The 18340-nt window shown below is 74.4% G+C and carries 13 protein-coding genes; 6 read left to right on the top strand and 7 right to left on the bottom strand.

All coding sequences use genetic code 11. From position 1 onward, the window contains the following. Positions 1–27: 27 nt before the first annotated feature. Positions 28–1548 carry a glycerol kinase GlpK gene (gene glpK / locus ACIQOV_RS02405; RefSeq protein ID WP_359911136.1) on the top strand — a complete coding sequence of 507 codons (1521 nt, stop codon included), beginning with the start codon at positions 28–30 and terminating at the stop codon, positions 1546–1548. Between the two features lie 176 nt (positions 1549–1724). Beyond that, entirely contained in the window at positions 1725–3320 is a 1596-nt protein-coding gene (locus tag ACIQOV_RS02410) for an FAD-dependent oxidoreductase (protein ID WP_401043990.1), read from the top strand. A gap of 145 nt (positions 3321–3465) precedes the next feature. Here the strand turns inward: ACIQOV_RS02410 and ACIQOV_RS02415 are convergent, their stop codons facing one another. After that, positions 3466–4686, bottom strand: a complete 1221-nt coding sequence (locus tag ACIQOV_RS02415; RefSeq protein WP_401043993.1) for an amidohydrolase family protein — start codon at positions 4684–4686, stop codon at positions 3466–3468. 150 nt (positions 4687–4836) lie between these two features. Here ACIQOV_RS02415 and ACIQOV_RS02420 point away from each other — a divergent pair, with 150 nt between their 5' ends. After that, the gene (locus ACIQOV_RS02420; protein ID WP_401043996.1) at positions 4837–5463 is read left to right on the top strand and encodes a TetR/AcrR family transcriptional regulator; all 627 of its coding nucleotides are present in this window, start codon (positions 4837–4839) and stop codon (positions 5461–5463) included. A 67-nt stretch (positions 5464–5530) separates the two neighbouring features. Here the strand turns inward: ACIQOV_RS02420 and ACIQOV_RS02425 are convergent, their stop codons facing one another. After that, positions 5531–6919 carry a gluconate:H+ symporter gene (locus ACIQOV_RS02425; RefSeq protein WP_380552211.1) on the bottom strand — a complete coding sequence of 463 codons (1389 nt, stop codon included), beginning with the start codon at positions 6917–6919 and terminating at the stop codon, positions 5531–5533. 2 nt (positions 6920–6921) lie between these two features. Then, positions 6922–7476: a gluconokinase gene (locus tag ACIQOV_RS02430; RefSeq protein WP_359911122.1), complete on the bottom strand. Its 555-nt coding sequence runs from the start codon at positions 7474–7476 to the stop codon at positions 6922–6924. A 151-nt stretch (positions 7477–7627) separates the two neighbouring features. Between ACIQOV_RS02430 and ACIQOV_RS02435 the strand changes: the two genes are divergently transcribed. Together ACIQOV_RS02435 and ACIQOV_RS02440 are read left to right on the top strand one after the other, a co-directional pair. Continuing rightward, a complete protein-coding gene (locus ACIQOV_RS02435) occupies positions 7628–8323 on the top strand; it encodes an FCD domain-containing protein (protein WP_359911119.1) in 696 nt (231 codons plus the stop codon). A 183-nt stretch (positions 8324–8506) separates the two neighbouring features. Further along, complete coding sequence (locus ACIQOV_RS02440) at positions 8507–8986, top strand: hypothetical protein (RefSeq protein WP_401044000.1); 480 nt, start codon at positions 8507–8509, stop codon at positions 8984–8986. Between the two features lie 15 nt (positions 8987–9001). On the opposite strand, the gene ACIQOV_RS02445 is transcribed toward ACIQOV_RS02440, so the two are convergent. From ACIQOV_RS02445 to ACIQOV_RS02460, 4 genes are all read right to left on the bottom strand, one after another. Next, positions 9002–9769, bottom strand: coding sequence for a metallophosphoesterase (locus ACIQOV_RS02445; RefSeq protein ID WP_401044003.1), 768 nt, complete (start codon positions 9767–9769; stop codon positions 9002–9004). Between the two features lie 60 nt (positions 9770–9829). Continuing rightward, positions 9830–14392, bottom strand: a complete 4563-nt coding sequence (locus ACIQOV_RS02450; protein ID WP_401044005.1) for a hypothetical protein — start codon at positions 14390–14392, stop codon at positions 9830–9832. A gap of 80 nt (positions 14393–14472) precedes the next feature. Continuing rightward, the gene (locus ACIQOV_RS02455) at positions 14473–15348 is read right to left on the bottom strand and encodes a hypothetical protein (RefSeq protein ID WP_401044008.1); all 876 of its coding nucleotides are present in this window, start codon (positions 15346–15348) and stop codon (positions 14473–14475) included. Positions 15349–15425: 77 nt separating this feature from the next. Next, positions 15426–16955 carry a hypothetical protein gene (locus ACIQOV_RS02460; RefSeq protein WP_401044015.1) on the bottom strand — a complete coding sequence of 510 codons (1530 nt, stop codon included), beginning with the start codon at positions 16953–16955 and terminating at the stop codon, positions 15426–15428. Between the two features lie 194 nt (positions 16956–17149). Between ACIQOV_RS02460 and ACIQOV_RS02465 the strand changes: the two genes are divergently transcribed. Continuing rightward, positions 17150–18217, top strand: coding sequence for an IPT/TIG domain-containing protein (locus ACIQOV_RS02465; protein ID WP_401044011.1), 1068 nt, complete (start codon positions 17150–17152; stop codon positions 18215–18217). Positions 18218–18340 lie beyond the last annotated feature (123 nt).

Here is an 18340-nt window from a genome sequence, read left to right on the forward strand (position 1 = left end):
CCCGAACCCGAGCCGAGGACCCTCCCCATGACCTCCACCGGTAACTACATCGCCGCGATCGACCAGGGCACCACCTCCAGCCGCTGCATCATCTTCGGCGCCGACGGCCGGATCGTCTCCGTCGACCAGCAGGAGCACCGGCAGATCTTCCCCCAGCCCGGCTACGTCGAGCACGACGCCGCCGAGATCTGGACCCGGGTGCAGTCCGTCGTCCGCGGCGCGCTGGAGAAGGCCGGCCTGACCAAGGACGACATCCGCGCGATCGGCATCACCAACCAGCGCGAGACCACCGTCCTGTGGGACAAGAACACCGGTGAGCCGGTGCACAACGCGCTGGTGTGGCAGGACACCCGCACCGAGGCGCTCTGCCGCGAGCTCGGCCGCAACGTCGGCCAGGACCGCTTCCGCCGCGAGACCGGCCTCCCGCTGGCCAGCTACTTCGCCGGCCCGAAGATCCGCTGGCTGCTGGACAACGTCGAGGGCCTGCGCGAGCGCGCCGAGGCCGGCGACATCCTGTTCGGCACCATGGACACCTGGGTCATCTGGAACCTCACCGGCGGTGTCAACGGCGGCAAGCACGTCACCGACGTCACCAACGCCAGCCGCACCATGCTGATGAACCTGAACACGCTGGCGTGGGACGAGAAGATCGCCGACTCGATGGGCGTGCCGATGGCCGTCCTGCCGGAGATCCGCTCCTCCGCCGAGGTCTACGGCGAGGCCGTCGGCGACCTGGCCGGCGTCCCGGTCGCCTCCGCGCTCGGCGACCAGCAGGCCGCGCTGTTCGGCCAGACCTGCTTCGACGAGGGCGAGGCCAAGTCCACCTACGGCACCGGCACCTTCCTGCTGCTGAACACCGGCGAGAAGATCGTCAACTCGTACCACGGCCTGCTGACCACCGTCGGCTACCGGATCGGCGACCAGGCCCCGGTGTACGCCCTGGAAGGCTCGATCGCCGTCACCGGCTCGCTCGTCCAGTGGCTGCGCGACCAGCTCGGCATCATCTCCACCGCCGCCGAGATCGAGACCCTCGCCAACACCGTCGAGGACAACGGCGGCGCCTACTTCGTCCCGGCCTTCTCCGGCCTGTTCGCCCCGTACTGGCGCTCCGACGCCCGCGGTGTGATCGCCGGTCTGACCCGGTACGTCACCAAGGGCCACCTGGCCCGGGCCGTCCTGGAGGCCACCGCCTGGCAGACCCGCGAGGTCGTCGACGCCATGCAGAAGGACTCCGGGGTCGAGCTCACCGCCCTCAAGGTCGACGGCGGCATGACCAGCAACAACCTGCTCATGCAGAACATCGCCGACGTCCTGGACGCCCCGGTCGAGCGCCCGTACGTGGCCGAGACCACCGCCCTCGGCGCCGCCTACGCGGCCGGACTCGCCGTCGGCTTCTGGAACGACCTCGACACCCTGCGGGCCAACTGGCACCGCGCCGCCGAGTGGACCCCGCGCATGGACGAGGCCACCCGGGAGCGTGAGTACAAGAAGTGGCTCAAGGCCGTGGAGCGCACCATGGGCTGGGTGGAGGAGGAAGAGAACAACTGACCGACAAGCCGGTCGGGGCCCCGCGCCCCGACCGGCCGCCCGCTGTTCCGGCAGCGGGTGTCACCGGGTTCAACCGGCCCGCCGCACCGGGCCGACCGGCCTCTCCCGCAGAGGCCGCACCGCACACGAGAGGAGTAACGGCGCCGCCCGACCCGCGCGCGCCGTACACAACCACCATGGCAACCATTCCGACCCTGGGCGCCGAGCGCACCGCCGGCCACACCGCCTCCCGCGCCGAGACCCGCGAGCTGCTCGGCAAGGCCACCTACGACCTGCTGGTGATCGGGGGCGGCATCCTCGGCACGGCCGTCGCCTGGACCGCGTCCCAGGCCGGCCTCAAGGTCGCCATGGTCGACGCCGGCGACTTCGCCGGCGCCACCTCCAGTGCCTCCTCCAAGCTCGTCCACGGCGGTCTGCGCTACCTGCAGACCGGCGCGGTCAAGCTGGTCGCGGAGAACCACAAGGAGCGCCGCGCGCTCTCCACCGACGTGGCCCCGCACCTGGTCAACCCGCTGACCTTCTTCGTGCCGGTCTACAAGGGCGGCCCGCACGGCGCAGCCAAGCTCGGCGCCGGCGTCTTCCTGTACTCCGCGCTGTCCGCCTTCCGCGACGGCATGGGCCGGGTCTCCACCGCCGCCCACGCCGCCCAGCAGGTGCCCGCGCTGCGCACCGAGGGCCTGCGCTCGGTGGCCGTCTACGGCGACCACCAGATGAACGACTCGCGCGTCGCCGTGATGACCGTGCGCGCCGCCGTCGACGCCGGCGCCGTGGTGCTCAACCACGCCGAGGTCACCGGCCTGCGCTTCACCGGCGGCCGGGTCACCGGCGCCGACCTGCGCGACCGCCTGGACGGCAGCGAGTTCGGCATCGACGCCCGCCTGGTGCTGAACGCCACCGGCCCGTGGGTGGACCACCTGCGCACGATGGAGGACGCCGGCGCCGCGCCGTCGATCCGTCTCTCCAAGGGCGCCCACGTGGTCGTCAAGCGCCGCTCGCCGTGGCGCGCCGCGCTGACCATCCCGATCGACAAGTACCGCGTCTCCTTCGCCATCCCGTGGGAGGACCACGTCCTCCTCGGCACCACCGACGAGGAGTACACCGGCGACCCGAAGGACGTCCGGGCCACCGAGGCGGACATCGACCAGATCATGGGCGAGGCCGCGCACGCGATCCGCGACGAGCACCTCGACCGCGACCTGATCACCTACTCCTTCGCCGGCCTGCGGGTGCTGCCGGGCGGCCCGGGCGACACCGCCGCCGCCAAGCGCGAGACCGTCGTCACCGAGGGCCGCGGCGGCATGCTGTCGGTCTCCGGCGGCAAGTGGACCACCTACCGGCACATCGGCCGCGCCGTCCTGGAGAAGCTGGCCCACGTGCCCGGCACCAGCCTCGGCGAGGACATGTCCCCGATCGCCCCGACCGTCCCGCTGCCGGGCGTCGGCGCGCCGAACGCGGTGGCGCACCGCCTGCTGATCGACCGTGAGCCGGGCTCGCGGATGGAGCCGCTGGTGGCCAAGCACCTGGCCAGCCACTACGGCACGCTGTCCTTCGACATCGCCCGCATGATCGACGAGAACCCGGAGCTCGGCCGGCCGATCCACGAGGACGGTCCGGACGTCTGGGCGCAGGTCGCGTACGCGGCGGACAACGAGTGGGCGTACACCTCGGACGACGTGCTGCGCCGCCGCACCACGATGACGGTGCGCGGGCTGGACACGCCGGAGATCAAGGCCGAGGTCGAGGCCTTCCTCGCGAAGCGCGGAAACAAGTAGGCACAGCCTCGCGAAGCGCGGAAACAAGTAGGCACAGCCTCGCGAAGCGCGGAAACAAGTAGGCACAGCCTCGCCAAGCAGGTCGAGGCATTCACGGCGGGCGGGCGTCCGGGGTTTCCCCGGGCGCCCGCCCGCCGTTTCGCCGTCAGACCGGGACGCCGGCCTTGACCACCCGCTTCGGGTGGAGGTCGGGGCGGGTGAGCACGGCGAGGTCGGCGAGCGGGTCGCCGTCCAGGACGAGCAGGTCGGCGTGGGCGCCCGGGGCGAGGGTGCCGATCTCCCCCGCCAGGCCGAGCAGCCGGGCCGCCGTGGTGGTCGCCGAGCGCAGCACGTCCGCGACCGGCTGGACCTGGGCGCGCAGGGTGAACTCCTCCAGCTGGGCCGGGTGCAGCGGGCCGAGCAGGTCGCTGCCGTAGACGAGGTTGGCGCCCGCGCGGTGGGCGCGCTCCAGCGCCTCCAGGCCCCGGTCGCGGACCTCGGCGAGCTTGCCCAGGGAGGCGGGCGGCAGGCCGGAGGCGGCGCCGGCCCGGGCGGTCTGCTCGTAGGCGACCAGGGTGGGCACCAGGAAGGCGTCCTTCTCCAGCAGCAGGGCGACCGTGCCGTCGTCCAGCAGGTTCCCGTGCTCGACGCAGCGCACGCCGGCCCGCAGGGCGCGGTCGATCGCCCGCGGGTGGTAGGCGTGCACGGTGACGTACCGGTTGTGGTTCTCGGCCTCCTCGACGGCCGCGCGGATCTCCTCCTCGCTGTACTGGACGGCGCCGATCTCGTCGTGCGGGGAGGCGACGCCGCCGGAGAGCAGCACCTTGAGGTGGCGGGCGCCCTTGCGGAACTCGTCCCGGGCGGCGGTCCGCACCGCGTCCACGCCGTCGGCGATCCGGCCGAAGTGCGGGCGGGACTCGCAGCAGGGCAGGGCGTCGTCGCCGAGCGGGCGCAGGTCGCCGTGGCCGCCGGTCTGGGAGAGCGCCTTGCCGCCGTGCAGCAGCCGCGGGCCGGGGACCAGGCCCTCCGCGAGGGCCCGGGCCATCCCGTGGTCGGCGCCGCCGACGTCGCGGACGGTGGTGAAGCCGCGGCGCAGCATGCGCTCGGCCTCGGCGAGGGCGCGCACGGTGGCGTAGCCGGGGGTCCAGTTGGTGAAGTCGTGCAGGTCGAGCGAGGTGACCAGCAGGTGGACGTGGGCGTCGATCAGGCCGGGCAGGACGGTGCCGCCGGCCGCGTCGAGGACCCGGACGTCCTCGGCGGCGGCGGGCGGGCGGCCGGTGCCGGTGGCGGCGATCCGGCCGTCGGCGGTCTCCAGCCAGCCGAGGTCGGTGCGGGTGCCGTCCTCGGGGTGAAGCAGGTGGGCGTTGGTGATCAGCAGGCGGCTCATGCGCCCACCTCGCCGCGCTCGGCGGGGGCACTCGCCCACGCGCACTTCTTGGCGGTTCGTTCGCTTCGCTCGCTCACGATGATGGCCCTCGTTTCAGTACGGCTTGTATTGAATACGACTCGTACTGAATACACCATGTATCGTGCTGCTGTGAACCCGCCCCCCGCCGATACCGCCCCCCGACCACCCAGACGCCGCATCCACACCCGGGCCCGGCTGCTCGCCGCCGCGCGCGAGCTGTTCCTCTCCGTCGGCTTCGCCCGGACGAGCATCGAGGACGTCTGCGCCGCCGCCGGCTACACCCGCGGCGCCTTCTACTCGAACTTCGGCGGCAAGGAGGAGCTGCTGCTGGCGCTCTTCGACGACCAGGCCGCTCGGCGGATGGCCGAACTGGCCGAACTGGCCGCCGCCTGCGAGGCGCTGGCGCCCCGGGAGCGGGCGCAGCGGCTGGTCGAGGCGCTACTGCGGGTCGAGCCGACGGAGTCCGGGTGGATCCTGCTGTTCCTGGAGTTCCGGCTGGTCGCGGCCCGGACGGCGGCACTGGCCGAACAGGTCGCCGCGCACGACCGGGCGGTCGCGCGGGCGCTGGCCGAGGTCCTGGAGCGGGCGCTGCCGGAGCTGGTGCCCCCGGGCGCGAGCGCCGACCAGGCCGCGACGGTGGTCCTGGCGGCGCGGGAGGGACTGCTGGCCCGGACGGCGGCGGGCGGCGCGGTCGCGGAGGACCTGCTGACGGCGACGGCGGCGGTGCTGTCGGGGCTGCTGGACGGGTCGGACTGAGGAAACGCCGAGGGGCGGCACCCGTACGGTCACGGGTGCCGCCCCTCGGCGGTCGTCGCTTCGCGCGCTAGATGATCAGGCTGAGCGGCAGGATCAGGGCGATGGCGACCACCGAGATCACCGTCTCCATCACCGACCAGGACTTCAGCGTCTGCCCGACGCTCATCCCGAAGTACTCCTTCACCAGCCAGAAGCCGGCGTCGTTGACGTGCGAGAAGAACAGCGAGCCGGCGCCGATCGCGAGCACCAGCAGGGCCGCGTGGGTCGAGGACATGTTCGCGGCCAGCGGGGAGACGATGCCGGCGGCGGTGATCGTGGCGACCGTCGCCGAGCCGGTGGCCAGCCGGATCAGCACGGCGATCAGCCAGCCGAGCAGCAGCGCCGAGATGTGCCACTTGCCGGACCACTCGCTGACCGCGTTGCCGACGCCCACGTCGATCAGGGTCTGCTTGAAGCCGCCGCCCGCGCCGACGATGAACACGATGCCGGCGATGGGGCCGAGCGACTTGCCGACGGTGTCGGAGATCCGGGCCTTGTCGAAGCCGGCCGCCCTGCCGAGGGTCACCATGCCGAGCAGGGTCGCGGCGAGCAGGGCGATCAGCGGGGAGCCTATGAAGTCGAACACCCGCTGGACCAGCGCCTTCGGGTCGTCGATCACGACGTCGGCCAGGGCCTTGCCGAGCATCAGCACGACGGGCAGCAGGATGGTGGCCAGCACCGCGGCGAAGGACGGGGTGCGGTCGTGCTTGGCCGTCTCCTCGGGGGCGGTGGCCGCCGGGATCTCCAGCGGGCCGACCCAGCGCTCGGCCAGCCGCGCGAACAGCGGGCCCGCGATGATCAGGGTCGGGACGGCGATCAGCAGACCGAGCGCCAGGGTGATGCCGAGGTCGGCCTTCAGCGCGTCGACCGCGACCAGCGGGCCCGGGTGCGGGGGCACCAGGCCGTGCAGCACCGACAGGCCGGCCAGCGCCGGGATGCCGATCCGCATCAGCGGTACGTTGCCGCGGCGGGCGACCAGCAGCACGATCGGGATCAGCAGGACGACCCCGACCTCGAAGAACAGCGGCAGGCCGAGCACGGCCGCGATCAGCGCCATCGCCCAGGGCAGCGCCTTGTTGCCGGTCCGGGAGAGGACGGTGTCCGCGATGATGTTGGCGCCGCCGGAGTCGGCGAGCAGCTTGCCGAGCATCGCGCCGAGGCCGATCAGCAGGCCGACGCTGGCGACGGTGGATCCGAAGCCCGTGGAGAAGCTGCTCAGCAGCTTGTCGAAGGGGGCACCCGCGACGGCGGCCAGCAGACCGGAGCCGAGCGTGAGGGCGAGGAACGGGTGCAGCTTCAGCTTGGTGATCAGTACGACGATCGCACCGATACTGAGCAGCACCGCGATCAGCAGCTGGGAGTCGCTGCTGGTGTGCGGCAGGGCCGGTGGGGCGGCCGCCAGCAGAGTGGGGGCAATGCTCACGCGAGGTCTCCATTGACGGGCCGCAGCAGCGCCACGGCCATCTCGACGAGTTCTTCGGGGGACGGGCCGACGTCCAGGACGCCGCCGCGCTCGTCCGCCGCCAGCGGTTCCAGGGCGGCGTACTGCGAGTCGAGCAGCGAGGACGGCATGAAGTGGCCGGTGCGGTGGCTGAGCCGGTCCTCGACCAGCTCGTGGCCACCGCTGAGGTGCAGGAAGAAGGCGCCCGGGCAGGCCGCGCGCAGGGTGTCGCGATAGCGGTGCTTCAGCGCCGAGCAGGTGACCACACCGCCGGTACCGGCCTCGGTCCGCTCCTTGAGCCAGGCGCCGACGGCGCGCAGCCAGGGGGCGCGGTCCTGGTCGTCCAGCGGGATGCCGGCGGACATCTTGGCGATGTTGGCCGCGGGGTGGAACTCGTCCGCCTCGGCGAAGGGGAGGGCGAGACGGTCCGCCAGCAGGCGGGCCAGGGTGGTCTTGCCGACGCCCGAGACGCCCATCACCACGACGGTGAGGGGGGCCTGCGGGAGGTCGTGGTTCTCGACGCTGAGAGCCATGGGGTGGTGCTCCTTCGTTGCCTGGCCGCCACTATCGCCTCAAAGATATGACGTATTCAAGTGACGGAAACCAAATCGTCATACTTTTGCGATGTGGCCTGGGTCGCAGGGCGAGGTGAAGGCCCACGGAGCGGGCGTCTAGGCTGGGCGGATGGAGATCCAGGGGCTGCCCGGGCGGCTGCTTGCCGAGCTCGGGCCGGCGATCGCGTCGGGGGAGATCCCCGAGGGGGCGGTACTGCGCGGAGAGGAACTGGAGGGCCGGTTCGGGGTGTCCCGGACGGTCGTCCGGGAGGCGGTGCGCGTCCTGGAGGGGATGCGGATGGTGGCGTCCCGGCGACGGGTCGGGATCACCGTGCAGCCGAAGTCGCTCTGGGACGTCTTCGACCCGATGGTGATCCGCTGGCGCCTGGCCGGCGCGGACCGCCCGGCCCAGCTGCGCTCGCTCGGCTCGCTGCGCGTGGCCGTCGAACCGGCCGCGGCCGCGCTCGCCGCCACCCACGCGAGCGACGACGACCGGCGCGAACTCAGCTCACTGGCCGTGGACCTGACGGTCACCGCACGGGCCGCCGACCTGAACGCCTTCCTCAGGCACGACATCGCCTTCCACTCCCTGGTGCTGCGTGCCTCCGGCAACGAGATGTTCGCCCACCTCGGGGACAGCGTCGCGGCGGTGCTCACCGGCCGGACCGAGTACCATCTGATGCCCCATCAGCCGGAGCCGTACGCGATCCGCCTGCACCGCGAGGTCGCGGAGGCGATCTGCGCCGAGGACGCCGTCCACGCCGAGCGGGCGATGCGGACGATCGTGACCGGCGCACTGGAGGAGCTCAACGTCCAGCTGGACTGAACCGGGCCGCCGGACGGCGCCGGGCCTGCCGGGACGGCCCGGTTGACACGATTTGAAGGCAGTTCGGCGGTTTCGGACGCATAGTCCTGGTTCGGCGGGGCAGAGTGAGGCGAGGGGCGCGTTTCGTGTGCACCCGTTCCGTATGCTTCACAGAACACGCGCCACGCGCCTGGGGGTCGCTCGATGTCCGTGCCACGCCGCCGTCGCCGCCGCCTGCCCGACGAGGTGCGCGCCGCCGCAGTCCGGGCGGTGCTCTGCCTGTCCTTCACCCTGGTGGGCGTCGTGGTGGCCACCCTGGCCTCGTACGCGGGCAGTTGGCTGCTGACACCGGCGCTGCTGGCCATGGGGCTCGGGGTGTTCGGCACCATGTGGTGCCTGCTGGAGATCCTGATCTCCCGCCAGGTCGCGGCCCAGCGGATGCGGACGCCGGGCGCCACGCACCCGACGGCGGGCGACCGGGGGCCCTCCGAGCCGCCGGCCGCGCGGCCGTTCCCCCGGCCCGGCCCGTCCTCGGTCTACCGGCAGCCGTACGAATCGCCCCAGCCCCAGCCGCAGCAGCAGCCACCGCAGCCGTACGGGCCCGGGCAGCAGCCGTACCAACCACCGCGCCAGGCGCCGCAACAGCCGCCGCGCCAGGCCCGGGTGCAGCCCAACCACCCGTAGCGCCGGGCCGATCGGTCAGTCCCGCACCGGCAGCGCCCGGTAGTGGGTGGTGAGCCGGCGGTCCCCGTCCAGGACGTGGAAGGCCACCATCGGCGGGTGGTCGAAGGAGATGCCGCGCCCGCCCTCGAACGGCAGCGTGACGGTGGAGGCCACGCCGGGCGCGATCAGCAGCGGCAGACCGGCGAACGTGGTGGCCGCGGAGGTGTGCGCGTGGCCGCAGAACAGGGCGGCCACCCGGGGGTGCCGGCTCAGCACCGTCGCCAGCCGCGCCTCGCCGAACTGGCGGATCGGGTCGACGTACGGCAGGTGCAGCTCCACCGGCGGGTGATGGAAGGCCACCAGCGCGGGCAACTCGCCGCGGCCGGAAGCCAGTTCGGCGTCCAGCCAGTCCAGCGTCCGCTCGTCCAGCAGGCCGTCGTCCTGCCCGGGTATCGAGGAGTCGAGCATCAGCACGTCGGCGCCCGGCAGTTGGTGCAGGCGATTGATCGGCCCCTCCCCCGGTGCCTCGCCGAGCAGCACCTCCCGGTACGGCGCCCTGGAGTCGTGGTTGCCGGGGCAGATGAGCACCGGGTGCCGGGAGGCCAGCACCTCGGCGATCTCCCGGTACTCCTCGGGCAGGCCGTGGTCGGCGAGGTCGCCGGTGACCAGCACCGCGTCCAGCGGGCCGGGCAGGGCGTCGAGGTACGCCATCACCTGCTCGGCCCGCCGCCGGGCGCGCTTGCCGCCGTCCCGGCGGTGGACCTGGCCGAGGTGGATGTCACTGAGGTGCGCGATCGTCAGCATGGACATCACGCTAGTCAGTTCACGGTCGAACCGGAACCTCTCCCGGCCGAACGGGCCCGCTCACGCCTGCGCCGGAACCTCCGCGGGGCGCTTGAACATCCGGGTGGCGGTGATCTCGCCGTGGATGGTCGGGCCGTCCGGGTCCGGCGCGGCCGGCAGGCCCGGGCGCAGGTGCTCCTCGACCGAGATGTACTTGAGGCCCGCGCGCAGGTCGGCGTCGTTGCGCAGGCGGATCACCAGCGGGAACTCGGCGAGCGCCGTGGTGTCGAACAGGCCGGTGGTGTAGATCAGCTGGACGCCGAGCGCGTCGGCCACGGCCCGCTGGAGCTCCAGCAGGTAGGTCGCGTTGGCGCGGCCGATCGGGTTGTCCAGGAACAGCGTGCCGGCGTGCCGCAGCTGGGACTGGCCGCGGTCGTTGGCGCGCAGCGCCGCCATCGTGCAGTACAGCGCGATGGCCGCGGTGAGCAGCTGGCCGCCGGAGAAGACGTCGGACATCTGGCCGACACCGACCCGCTCGGCCCGCAGCACCGCGTCGGGCTTGAGGATCTCGACGCTGACGCCCTTGGGGCCGATCGCGGCGGCGACCCCGCGCAGCAGCAGGGACATGCCGTCGCGGCGCAGGTCGCTGTTCTTCTTCACGGCGGCGCGGGTGGCCTCGTCGATGACCTCGCCCAGGCGCTCGACCAGGGTGGCGTGGTCCGGGTCCTCGAAGCGGATCCGGAGGAACTCCTGGCCGGACCACTCCCCCAGGCCCTCGGGCAGCCGGGACAGCCGCTGGGCGGCGCGCAGCGTGGTGAGCGAGGACTCGACCAGGCCGCGCAGCCGGTCCACGATCGAGCCGCGGTTCTTCTCCAGCTGGGCCAGCTCGTCGGTGAGCACCCGCAGCCGGGGCGCGAAGGCCGCGGCCCAGGCGGCGGCGTGCTCGGGCAGCGCGGAGGCGGGCAGTTCCCGGATCTGCTGGCGGGCGGGGGTGCGGACGGCCTCGTAGCGGGCCGCGTTGGCGTGCCGGACCAGGGCGTCGGCGGCGTCGCGGACGGCGAGTTCGGAGGAGGACAGCTCGCCGGCGGCGGTGCGCAGCGAGCGGCGGGCCTCGGTGGCGCCGGTGCGGGCGTCGGCCAGCGAGCCCAGGTACGGCTCGACCGGGTCCTCCGGGTCCTCCTGGTGGTCGCGCAGGCCGTCGCGCAGCTGGCCGGCCAACTCGTCGAAGTCGGCGGCCGAGGCCTGGGCGCTGTCGAAGGTGCGCTGGAGGTCGGCGTGGGCGGTGCGGGCGGCGTCCAGGGCCTCGCGGCGCTCGGCGAGTCGGCTGGTGGCGGTGCGCAGCAGGACCTGGGCGTGCTCCGGATCGGTGGGGACGAGGTCCTCGGGCAGCTCGGTGTGCGCCTCGCCGTCGGCGGGGGCGGAGCGCTCGGCCTCGCCGCGCAGCCGGCCGAGCTGCTCGCTGGCGGCGGCGGAGCGGGCCTCGATGGTGGCGACCAGCTCCTCGGCGCGGGCGGCGGCGGCCTGGCGGGCCGGGCCGTCGGCGCCGTCGGGGCTGCCGAGGAGCTCCTCGGCGCGGGTGCGCACCTTGTTGGTGAGGCGGTCGAGTTCGGTCGCGGCGGCGGCCTCGTCGCCCTCGGCCCGGGCCTGTTCGGCGCGCAGGTCGGCGCCGACGCCGACCTTCTCGTACAGCTGGGAGGCGGCGCGGTAGGCCTCGCGCAGTGCGGGCAGCGCGGCGGGGGCGGTCTCGACGGGCTCGTCGGACTGCTCGGCGGCGGGGATCTCGGCGCGCTCGGCGCGCAGCGCGCGGGCCGTGCGGCGGGCGTCGTCGGCGGCGCGCTGGGCGGCGCGGCGGTCCTCGTCGCAGGTGCGGGCGCGCTCGGCGCACAGCACCTGGCGGCGGTCGCACTCGGCGGCGTCCTCGGCGAGTTCGCGCTGGCGGCGGGACCAGTTGCCGCGCTCGCGCAGCCGGAAGGCGAGGCCGGAGAGGGCGTCGGCACGGCGGCGGGCGCGCTGGGCGGCCTCGCGGTGCTCCTCGTGGACGGAGGCGGCCGCGGCGTGGTCGGTCTCGGCCTCGTCGTGGTCGGCGCGCAGGGTGGCCAGGGCGGCGGCGGCCTGCTCGGCGTGCTCGCGGGCGGCCTCGGCGGCGGCGGCGAATTCGGCGAGGGTGCCGGGCGGGCAGCTGGCGTGCCAGGAGGCGAGGCGGGCGGCGAGGGCGCGGTCGGCGCCGAGGCGGCCGGCCAGTTCGCGGATGTGCTCCTCGCGGGCGCTCGCCCGGGCGCGCAGTTCGCGGCGCTCGCCGTCGGCGGCGGACTCGTCGTGCATGGCCGGGTTCGGCGGGACGAGGAAGAAGGCGGGCTCGTCGGTGATCGGGGCGATCAGCGAGGCGGCGGCGCCGACGGCGACGGTGGAGCGCGGCAGCAGGGCGGCGGCCTGCAGGGCCTCGCGGGCGCGTTCCAGCGAGGACGGGTCGGTGACGACCACGCCGTCGACCAGTTCGGGGCGGGCGGCGAGGATCGCGTCGTGGTCGGCCGGGTCCACGGACTGGGCGAGGTAGCGCCAGCCGGGAAGGGCCGGGATGCCGTGCTCGGCGAGGTACTCGACGGTGGCGAGCACGTCCGGGCCGGGCGGCAGCAGACCGCCGTCGCCGAGGGCGGCGAGGATGCGGGAGTCGTCGGCCGCGGCCGTGCGGAGGTCGAACAGGGTGCGTTCGGCGGTGGCGATGGACTCGTCGAGGAGTTCGCGCAGGTACTCGGCGTTGCGGTCGAGCACGGCGGGGGTGAGGAAGCCGGCGTCCTCCTCGGCGCCCTCCTGGTAGGGCGTGAGGGAGAGCAGGTCGGCGAGGCGCTCCTCGGTGGCGAGCAGGGCGGCGGTGCGCTGCTCCGCGGCGAGGGAGCGGGCGGCGTCCTTGCGGGCGTCGCCCGCCCGCTCGGCGGCGAGTTCGGCGCGCGAGGTCGCGGCGGCGGACTCGCGCAGCCGGGCGGCGGCGGACTCGGCGGCGGTACGCGCCTGGGCGAGCGCGGCGGCGGCGGCCTTCTCGACGTCGGCGGCGTGCAGCGCGGCGCGGGCCGGGTCCACGTCGCCGTCGGCGTCGATGAAGCCGGCCGAGACGGCGGCCTCGGTCTCCTGCTCGACCTCGGCGAGGCGCTGGCGCAGGTGCTCGGCCTCGCTGCGGGCCTTCTGGGCGGCGGTGGCGGCCTCGGTGGCGTCGGACTGCGCCTTGCCGCCGTCCTCCTGGAGTTCGCCCGCGCGCTCCTCCTCGGTGTCGGCGCGGGACTCGGCGGCCGCGGCGGCGGCCTCCAGGGCGCGGGCCAGGGCGGTCGCGGCGCGGGCGCGGGCGGCGAGCGCGGGGGCGGCGTCCAGCTCGGCCTCGCGGATGGCGGCGGCGACCCGGGTGACCCGGTCGGCGGCGGCGCGCTGGCGCAGCACCGCCTCGGCGGCCTGCCAGGCGGAGTGCAGGGTGCGGGCGTCGATGAGTTCGCGGCGCAGCGCGGCGGCCTCGGCGGTGGCCGCGGTGAGGCCCAACGTGGCGTGCCGGTGGGTGAGTTCGTCGGTGATCAGGCTGTGCCGGGTGCGGTCGGCCTCGGCGGCGGTGACGGCGCTCGCGGCGGCGGCGACCTCGATGGCGAGGTCCTGGGCGCGGTCGCGTTCGGCGGTGGCGCGGGAGGCGAGGGCGTGGGCGAGGCGGCGGGTTCGGCGTTCGGCGGTGCGGTGGGCCTCGCGGACGGTCTCGCGGGCGGTGGTGGTCTCGGCGATGCGCTCCAGCAGGTCCAGCGAGCCGGCGGTGAAGTCGCGTTCGGCGGTGAGTTCGGCGCGGCGGCCGAGCTTGGCGGCGAAGCCGTGCACGAGGTCGGCGAGGCCGTCGGTGTCCCGGGTGTCGGTGACGGCGCGCAGCAGGAGGTCGGTGAAGTCGCTGTCGTGCTTGACCGCGAAGAGGCCGGCCGCCTCGCCCTCGTCGGCGTTCATCTCGCGCTGGTAGCGGAAGAGTTCGGGGTCGAGGCCGAGTTCGCCGAGGTGCTCGGTCCAGCGGTCGTGGCCGTCCTCGAAGACCAGGTCGAGGTGGGGGTGGGCCTTGCCCGCCTCGGTGAGGGCGTCGCGGAAGCCCTTCATGGTGCGGCGGCGGCCGCGGGCCTTCTGGTCGCCGGCCAGGCTGACCCGTTCGGCGACCGGCAGCGAGTCGAGGGTCAGGCCGGCGCCGGGGCGGAAGGAGTACCAGGTCTCGGCGAACTTGCGCGGGTCGGAGGAGACCTGGCGGCCGCGCCACTCGCTGACCTTGCCGACCACGATCAGCTCGCCCGTGACGGTGTGCTGCCACTCCAGGGCGACGTGGCCGCAGTCGTCGGCGAGCAGGAACTTGCGCAGCACGCCGGAGCTGGCGCCGCCGAGGGTGTTGCGGTGGCCGGGGAGCATGACCGAGAAGATCAGCTTGAGCAGGACCGACTTGCCGCCGCCGTTCTCCAGGAAGAGCACGCCGGCGGGGGCGGGGCGGCGGACCGGGCCGTCGGTGTCCTCGCCGAACAGGCCGATCTGCTGCGGGGCCGGGTCGGCGACCGGCTCGCCGACGCCGCGCAGGTCGAGCACCGTGTCGGCGTAGCGGGCGCCGGCCGGTCCGATCGAGTAGAGGCGGACCCGGTTGAGCTCGTACATGTGCGGCGGTTCTCCGTGGCTTGCGTGGCGTGAGGGGTGGGCGGCGGGCCGGTTCGGGGCGGGTGGGCCGGGGCCGGGGTTCAGAGCGAGTGGAACGGCAGGCCAGCGTCGGCGACCAGTTCGTCGCCGGTGTCCGGCGGCAGCAGGCTGGCGGTGCCGTCGGAGACCGGGACGATGCCGAGGTCGAGCAGTTCGGCCATGGCCGCGCTGCCCGCCAGGTCGCGCACCTGGAGCTGGTAGCGGGCGGTGGTGCGGTAGGTGCCGCCGGAGTCGTCGGAGACCTTCTGGAGGAAGCCGGAGTCGACCAGGAACAGCACGGCCTTGGCGACGATGCCGATGGTGGAGCCGGAGAGCCGGCGGGCGTCCTTGGTGGCGCCGGTGGCGGTGCGCCGGGCCCAGACCCGCCAGGCCGCCTCCAGGCCGGGGGCGTCGGAGGCCGGGTCGGTGTTGGCGCCCTCGGCGTCGGCCTGCTCCTCCAGGCGGCGGCAGGCCTGGCGCACGAAGGAGTCGACGCCGTTGACGGTGATCCGGCCGAGGTAGCCGTCGTCGGCGAGGTCCTCGGGGCGGGGGAAGGCCATCGCGGCGACGGCCAGGTGGGCCAGGCCGTGTAGGAAGCGGTCGGTGGACTCGGAGGCGGCGCGGCGCGAGTAGTCGCCCATCCGGACGGCGAACAGCGAGTCCTCGGCGGCGGCCACGGCCATGCCGGCCCGCGGGGAGACCTCCAGGACGACCAGGCCCATGCCGGTGGCGACGGCGTCGGCGAGCCGGGCGAACGGCGGGTCCTCGCGGTGGCGGCGCACCAGGTCGGCGTACTCGGCGTCCCGGGCGGGCAGCAGCTTGGCCTGGAGGCCGAAGGAGACCAGCCGGGCGGCGTCCGCGACGTCGGCCGGGGTGATCGGCGCGGGGGCCGCGGGTTCGCTCTCGGTCGCCCAGGACGTGTCGTGGTGGGTCGTCACGGGCGGTGCTCCTCGGGGGTGGCGCGGTGGTTACGGTTCGTCAAGGTTGGTCCCGGCAAGGTGTGCCTCCCGGCCGGTCAGCCGGCGTCCTTGCGGTCGGCGGCCATGCCGACCGCGTCGAGCAGGGCGCTGCCGACGATCAGGTCGGCGCCGCCGAACTCCGGGTCGTGCAGCGGGGTGCCGTCGTCCACGGCGAACAGCAGCCGCTCCTCGCCCTGGCGGTAGGCGGTGCCGACCGGCGGGCTGGCGGCGTGCACGGCGAGCAGGGCCAGCAGGTACGGCAGGTCCGGGTCCTGCTTGCGGGCGTCGGCGAGCAGGCCGGAGAGCCGGCGGGGGGCGTCCGGGGGCAGGTCGAGCAGGACCATCGCGGACTCCAGCTGGGCCTCGGAGAACCGGCTGTCGTCCGGGGTGGCGACCAGGTCGGGGTCGGGCAGCTCGGCGCCGAGGTGCTCGCGTTCGACCGGCGGGGTGAGCAGCAGGTCGACCAGATCGGAGACCCGGACCGAGACCGGGGTGCGCAGACCGGCGCCACGGGCGAAGAAGGCGCCGGTGGGGCGGACGGCCTGCTCCACCGGCAGCCGCAGCACGGGGGCGAGCAGCTGCCCGTAGAGGTCGATGCCGCTGCGGGCGCCGGGGGTGGCGAAGGCCTGCCGGTCCTGCTCGGCGCGGAACAGCGGGCCGGCCTCCAGCAGGCGGGTCTGGAGCTGGGTGTGGCGGCGGATGCAGTCCTTGACGATGTCGACCAGCTCGGCGGCGCGGCGCTTGTGCTCCGGGTCCTCGGCCTCGTCGCGGGCCTTGCGGATGTTGGTGAGAATCGCGTTCTCGTGCCGGTAGCGGTCCGCGATGTGGTCCAGCGCCTCCGCGATGAGGTCGGGGACGGCGCGCATCCAGTCGACGGCGCGGACGTTGCGGCGGGTGGCGTCCAGGGCGCGGCGCAGCGTCTCGGCGTACTGGACGGTGCGGTAGCGGGCCTGCTCGGCGGCGAGCTGGGCGTCGGCCAGGCGGCCGCGGCGGATCAGCACCTCCAGCTTGACCTCGGCGGCGATCTGGGCCGAGGTGACGTCGGTGTCGAGCGCGCCGACCAGGACGTTGACCGCCTCGTCGGTGGTGCGCAGGTAGACGCCGCCGTCCGGGCCGGGGACCTCCTCGATCAGCTTGAAGTCGTAGTCCCGGCGGACGTACTCGCCGTCCGCGCCGAAGGTGCCGTAGACGGCGCGGAAGCCGCGGTCCACGCTGCCGACGTTGATCAGCGACTCCAGCACCCAGCGGGCGACCCGCTCGTGCTCGGCGGCGGGGCGGCCGGTGGCCTGGACGGCGACCCGGGGCAGCAGGCGGGCGAGCACTATGTCGCGGTCGGCCCCGGTGTCGAAGTCCATGTTCAGGGTGACCAGGTCGATCGCGGCGAGGCCGACCTCGGCCATCGCGTAGCCGCCGTACTCGCCGGCCAGGTTGACCTTGCGGTTGTCCAGGTCGTGCAGCGGGGCGGTGCAGGCCAGCGCCTTGAGCCGGCGGGCCAGGCCCTCGTCGGCGGCGGGGCCGGGCGCGGGGCGCGCGGCGGCCGGGCCGGCGGGCGGGCGGAGGCCGGGCTCGGTGAGCGGGTCTGCGATGACGGTCACGGAGGACAAGATTAGAGGTTCGCACCGACATCGACCGAAACGGACCTTGCGGGCGGGCGGAGCGGCAGGTGGACGACGGTACGGGTGACGGATTCAGAACGTGATTTCGACGAGATCCCGCCATTCCCGAACCGGCATTCGAGAAAAGCGTGAGGAGGGCGCGCTTGTTCGGTGATGATCGACCTATGATCACCCGACTGGCCAAAGCGGGCCTCGCCGCCGCGCTGTCCGTGACCACCCTCGCCACCGGCGCCGCCCTCGTCACCGGTGCCACCGCCGCCGCGGCCGCCCCGGCCGCCCTGGCCGCGACGACGTCGACCTCCGCCCAGCACGTGAGCGTGTCGCAGAGCGGGAACTACCCCGGCGGGTTCTTCACCACCGGGAACATGTCGGCGGGCTGGACCTCGTCCGGCACCGCGGACCTGACCGGCCCGACGCATTTCACCGTCGACCTGCCGCCCGGCGTCACCACCGACGGCGCGATGTTCTACTCCACGCCGTACGACTACACCTTCAGCTCGACCCTCTCCCCCGACGGCCGCCACCTGGAGGCCGTGCTGAACGGCACCCGGGTGGTCGGGAAGTACGAGTTCATGAAGCTCAGCCTGCGCACCACGCCCGGCGTGCCGATCGCCGGCGTGATCACGGTGACGGCCGCCAACCCCAACGACACCGACCCGACCGGCCACATCTCCCGCTACGACCTCGGCACCCGGAGCCTCCTCCCGGCGACCGTCCAGGCCGCCCCGGCCGTCACCGGCCTCGGCACCACCACCGGCCCCGGCGCGGGCGGCACCGCGGTGACCGTCGGCGGCACCGACCTGGCCAACGGCATGGTGCTGGTCGGCGGCGTCCCGGCGCCCGGCAGCTGCACCGACACCTCCTGCACGGTGACCACCCCGGGCGGCTCGGGCAGCGCCCCGGTCACCGTGGTGACGCCCGGCGGCACCGCCGCGGCCCCGGCCGCCTTCGACTACACCGGCGCCCCGCCGCCGGCCCCGGCCGCCCCGGCGGTCAGCAGCCTGTCCCCCGCGTCCGGTCCGACCGCCGGCGGGGCCAGGGTGAACGTGATCGGCAGCAACCTGGCGTACGGGACGGTGGCCTTCGGCGGAGTGCCGGCCACGCACGTCTCCTGCGGCCCGTCCTTCTGCACGGCCACGGCCCCGGCGGGCGCCCAGCCCGGGGCGGTGGGCGTCACCGTCACCACGGCGGGCGGGACCAGCGCTCCCGTGACGTACACCTACACGGCGTAACGGCCGCGGGCGGCGTTCCGCCCGCCACCGGTGCCCGGGCTCCACGGAGCCCGGGCACCGCTGCGTTCCGGGGCGGCCCCCGGCCCCCCCCGCCCCCCCCGGCGAGGTGGCCGACCACGGCAG

Source organism: Kitasatospora sp. NPDC091257, from assembly GCF_044757675.1.
Lineage (GTDB): Bacteria > Actinomycetota > Actinomycetes > Streptomycetales > Streptomycetaceae > Kitasatospora > Kitasatospora lactacystinica.

Excerpts from the sequence above, each read along its gene's own strand:
- ACIQOV_RS02450 (WP_401044005.1), bottom strand. The coding sequence starts at position 14,392 with ATGTACGAGCTCAACCGGGTCCGCCTCTACTCGATCGGACCGGCCGGC.
- ACIQOV_RS02410 (WP_401043990.1), top strand. The coding sequence starts at position 1,725 with ATGGCAACCATTCCGACCCTGGGCGCCGAGCGCACCGCCGGCCACACC.
- ACIQOV_RS02415 (WP_401043993.1), bottom strand. The coding sequence starts at position 4,686 with ATGAGCCGCCTGCTGATCACCAACGCCCACCTGCTTCACCCCGAGGAC.
- ACIQOV_RS02465 (WP_401044011.1), top strand. The coding sequence starts at position 17,150 with ATGATCACCCGACTGGCCAAAGCGGGCCTCGCCGCCGCGCTGTCCGTG.
- ACIQOV_RS02430 (WP_359911122.1), bottom strand. The coding sequence starts at position 7,476 with ATGGCTCTCAGCGTCGAGAACCACGACCTCCCGCAGGCCCCCCTCACC.
- ACIQOV_RS02440 (WP_401044000.1), top strand. The coding sequence starts at position 8,507 with ATGTCCGTGCCACGCCGCCGTCGCCGCCGCCTGCCCGACGAGGTGCGC.
- glpK (WP_359911136.1), top strand. The coding sequence starts at position 28 with ATGACCTCCACCGGTAACTACATCGCCGCGATCGACCAGGGCACCACC.
- ACIQOV_RS02445 (WP_401044003.1), bottom strand. The coding sequence starts at position 9,769 with ATGCTGACGATCGCGCACCTCAGTGACATCCACCTCGGCCAGGTCCAC.
- ACIQOV_RS02435 (WP_359911119.1), top strand. The coding sequence starts at position 7,628 with ATGGAGATCCAGGGGCTGCCCGGGCGGCTGCTTGCCGAGCTCGGGCCG.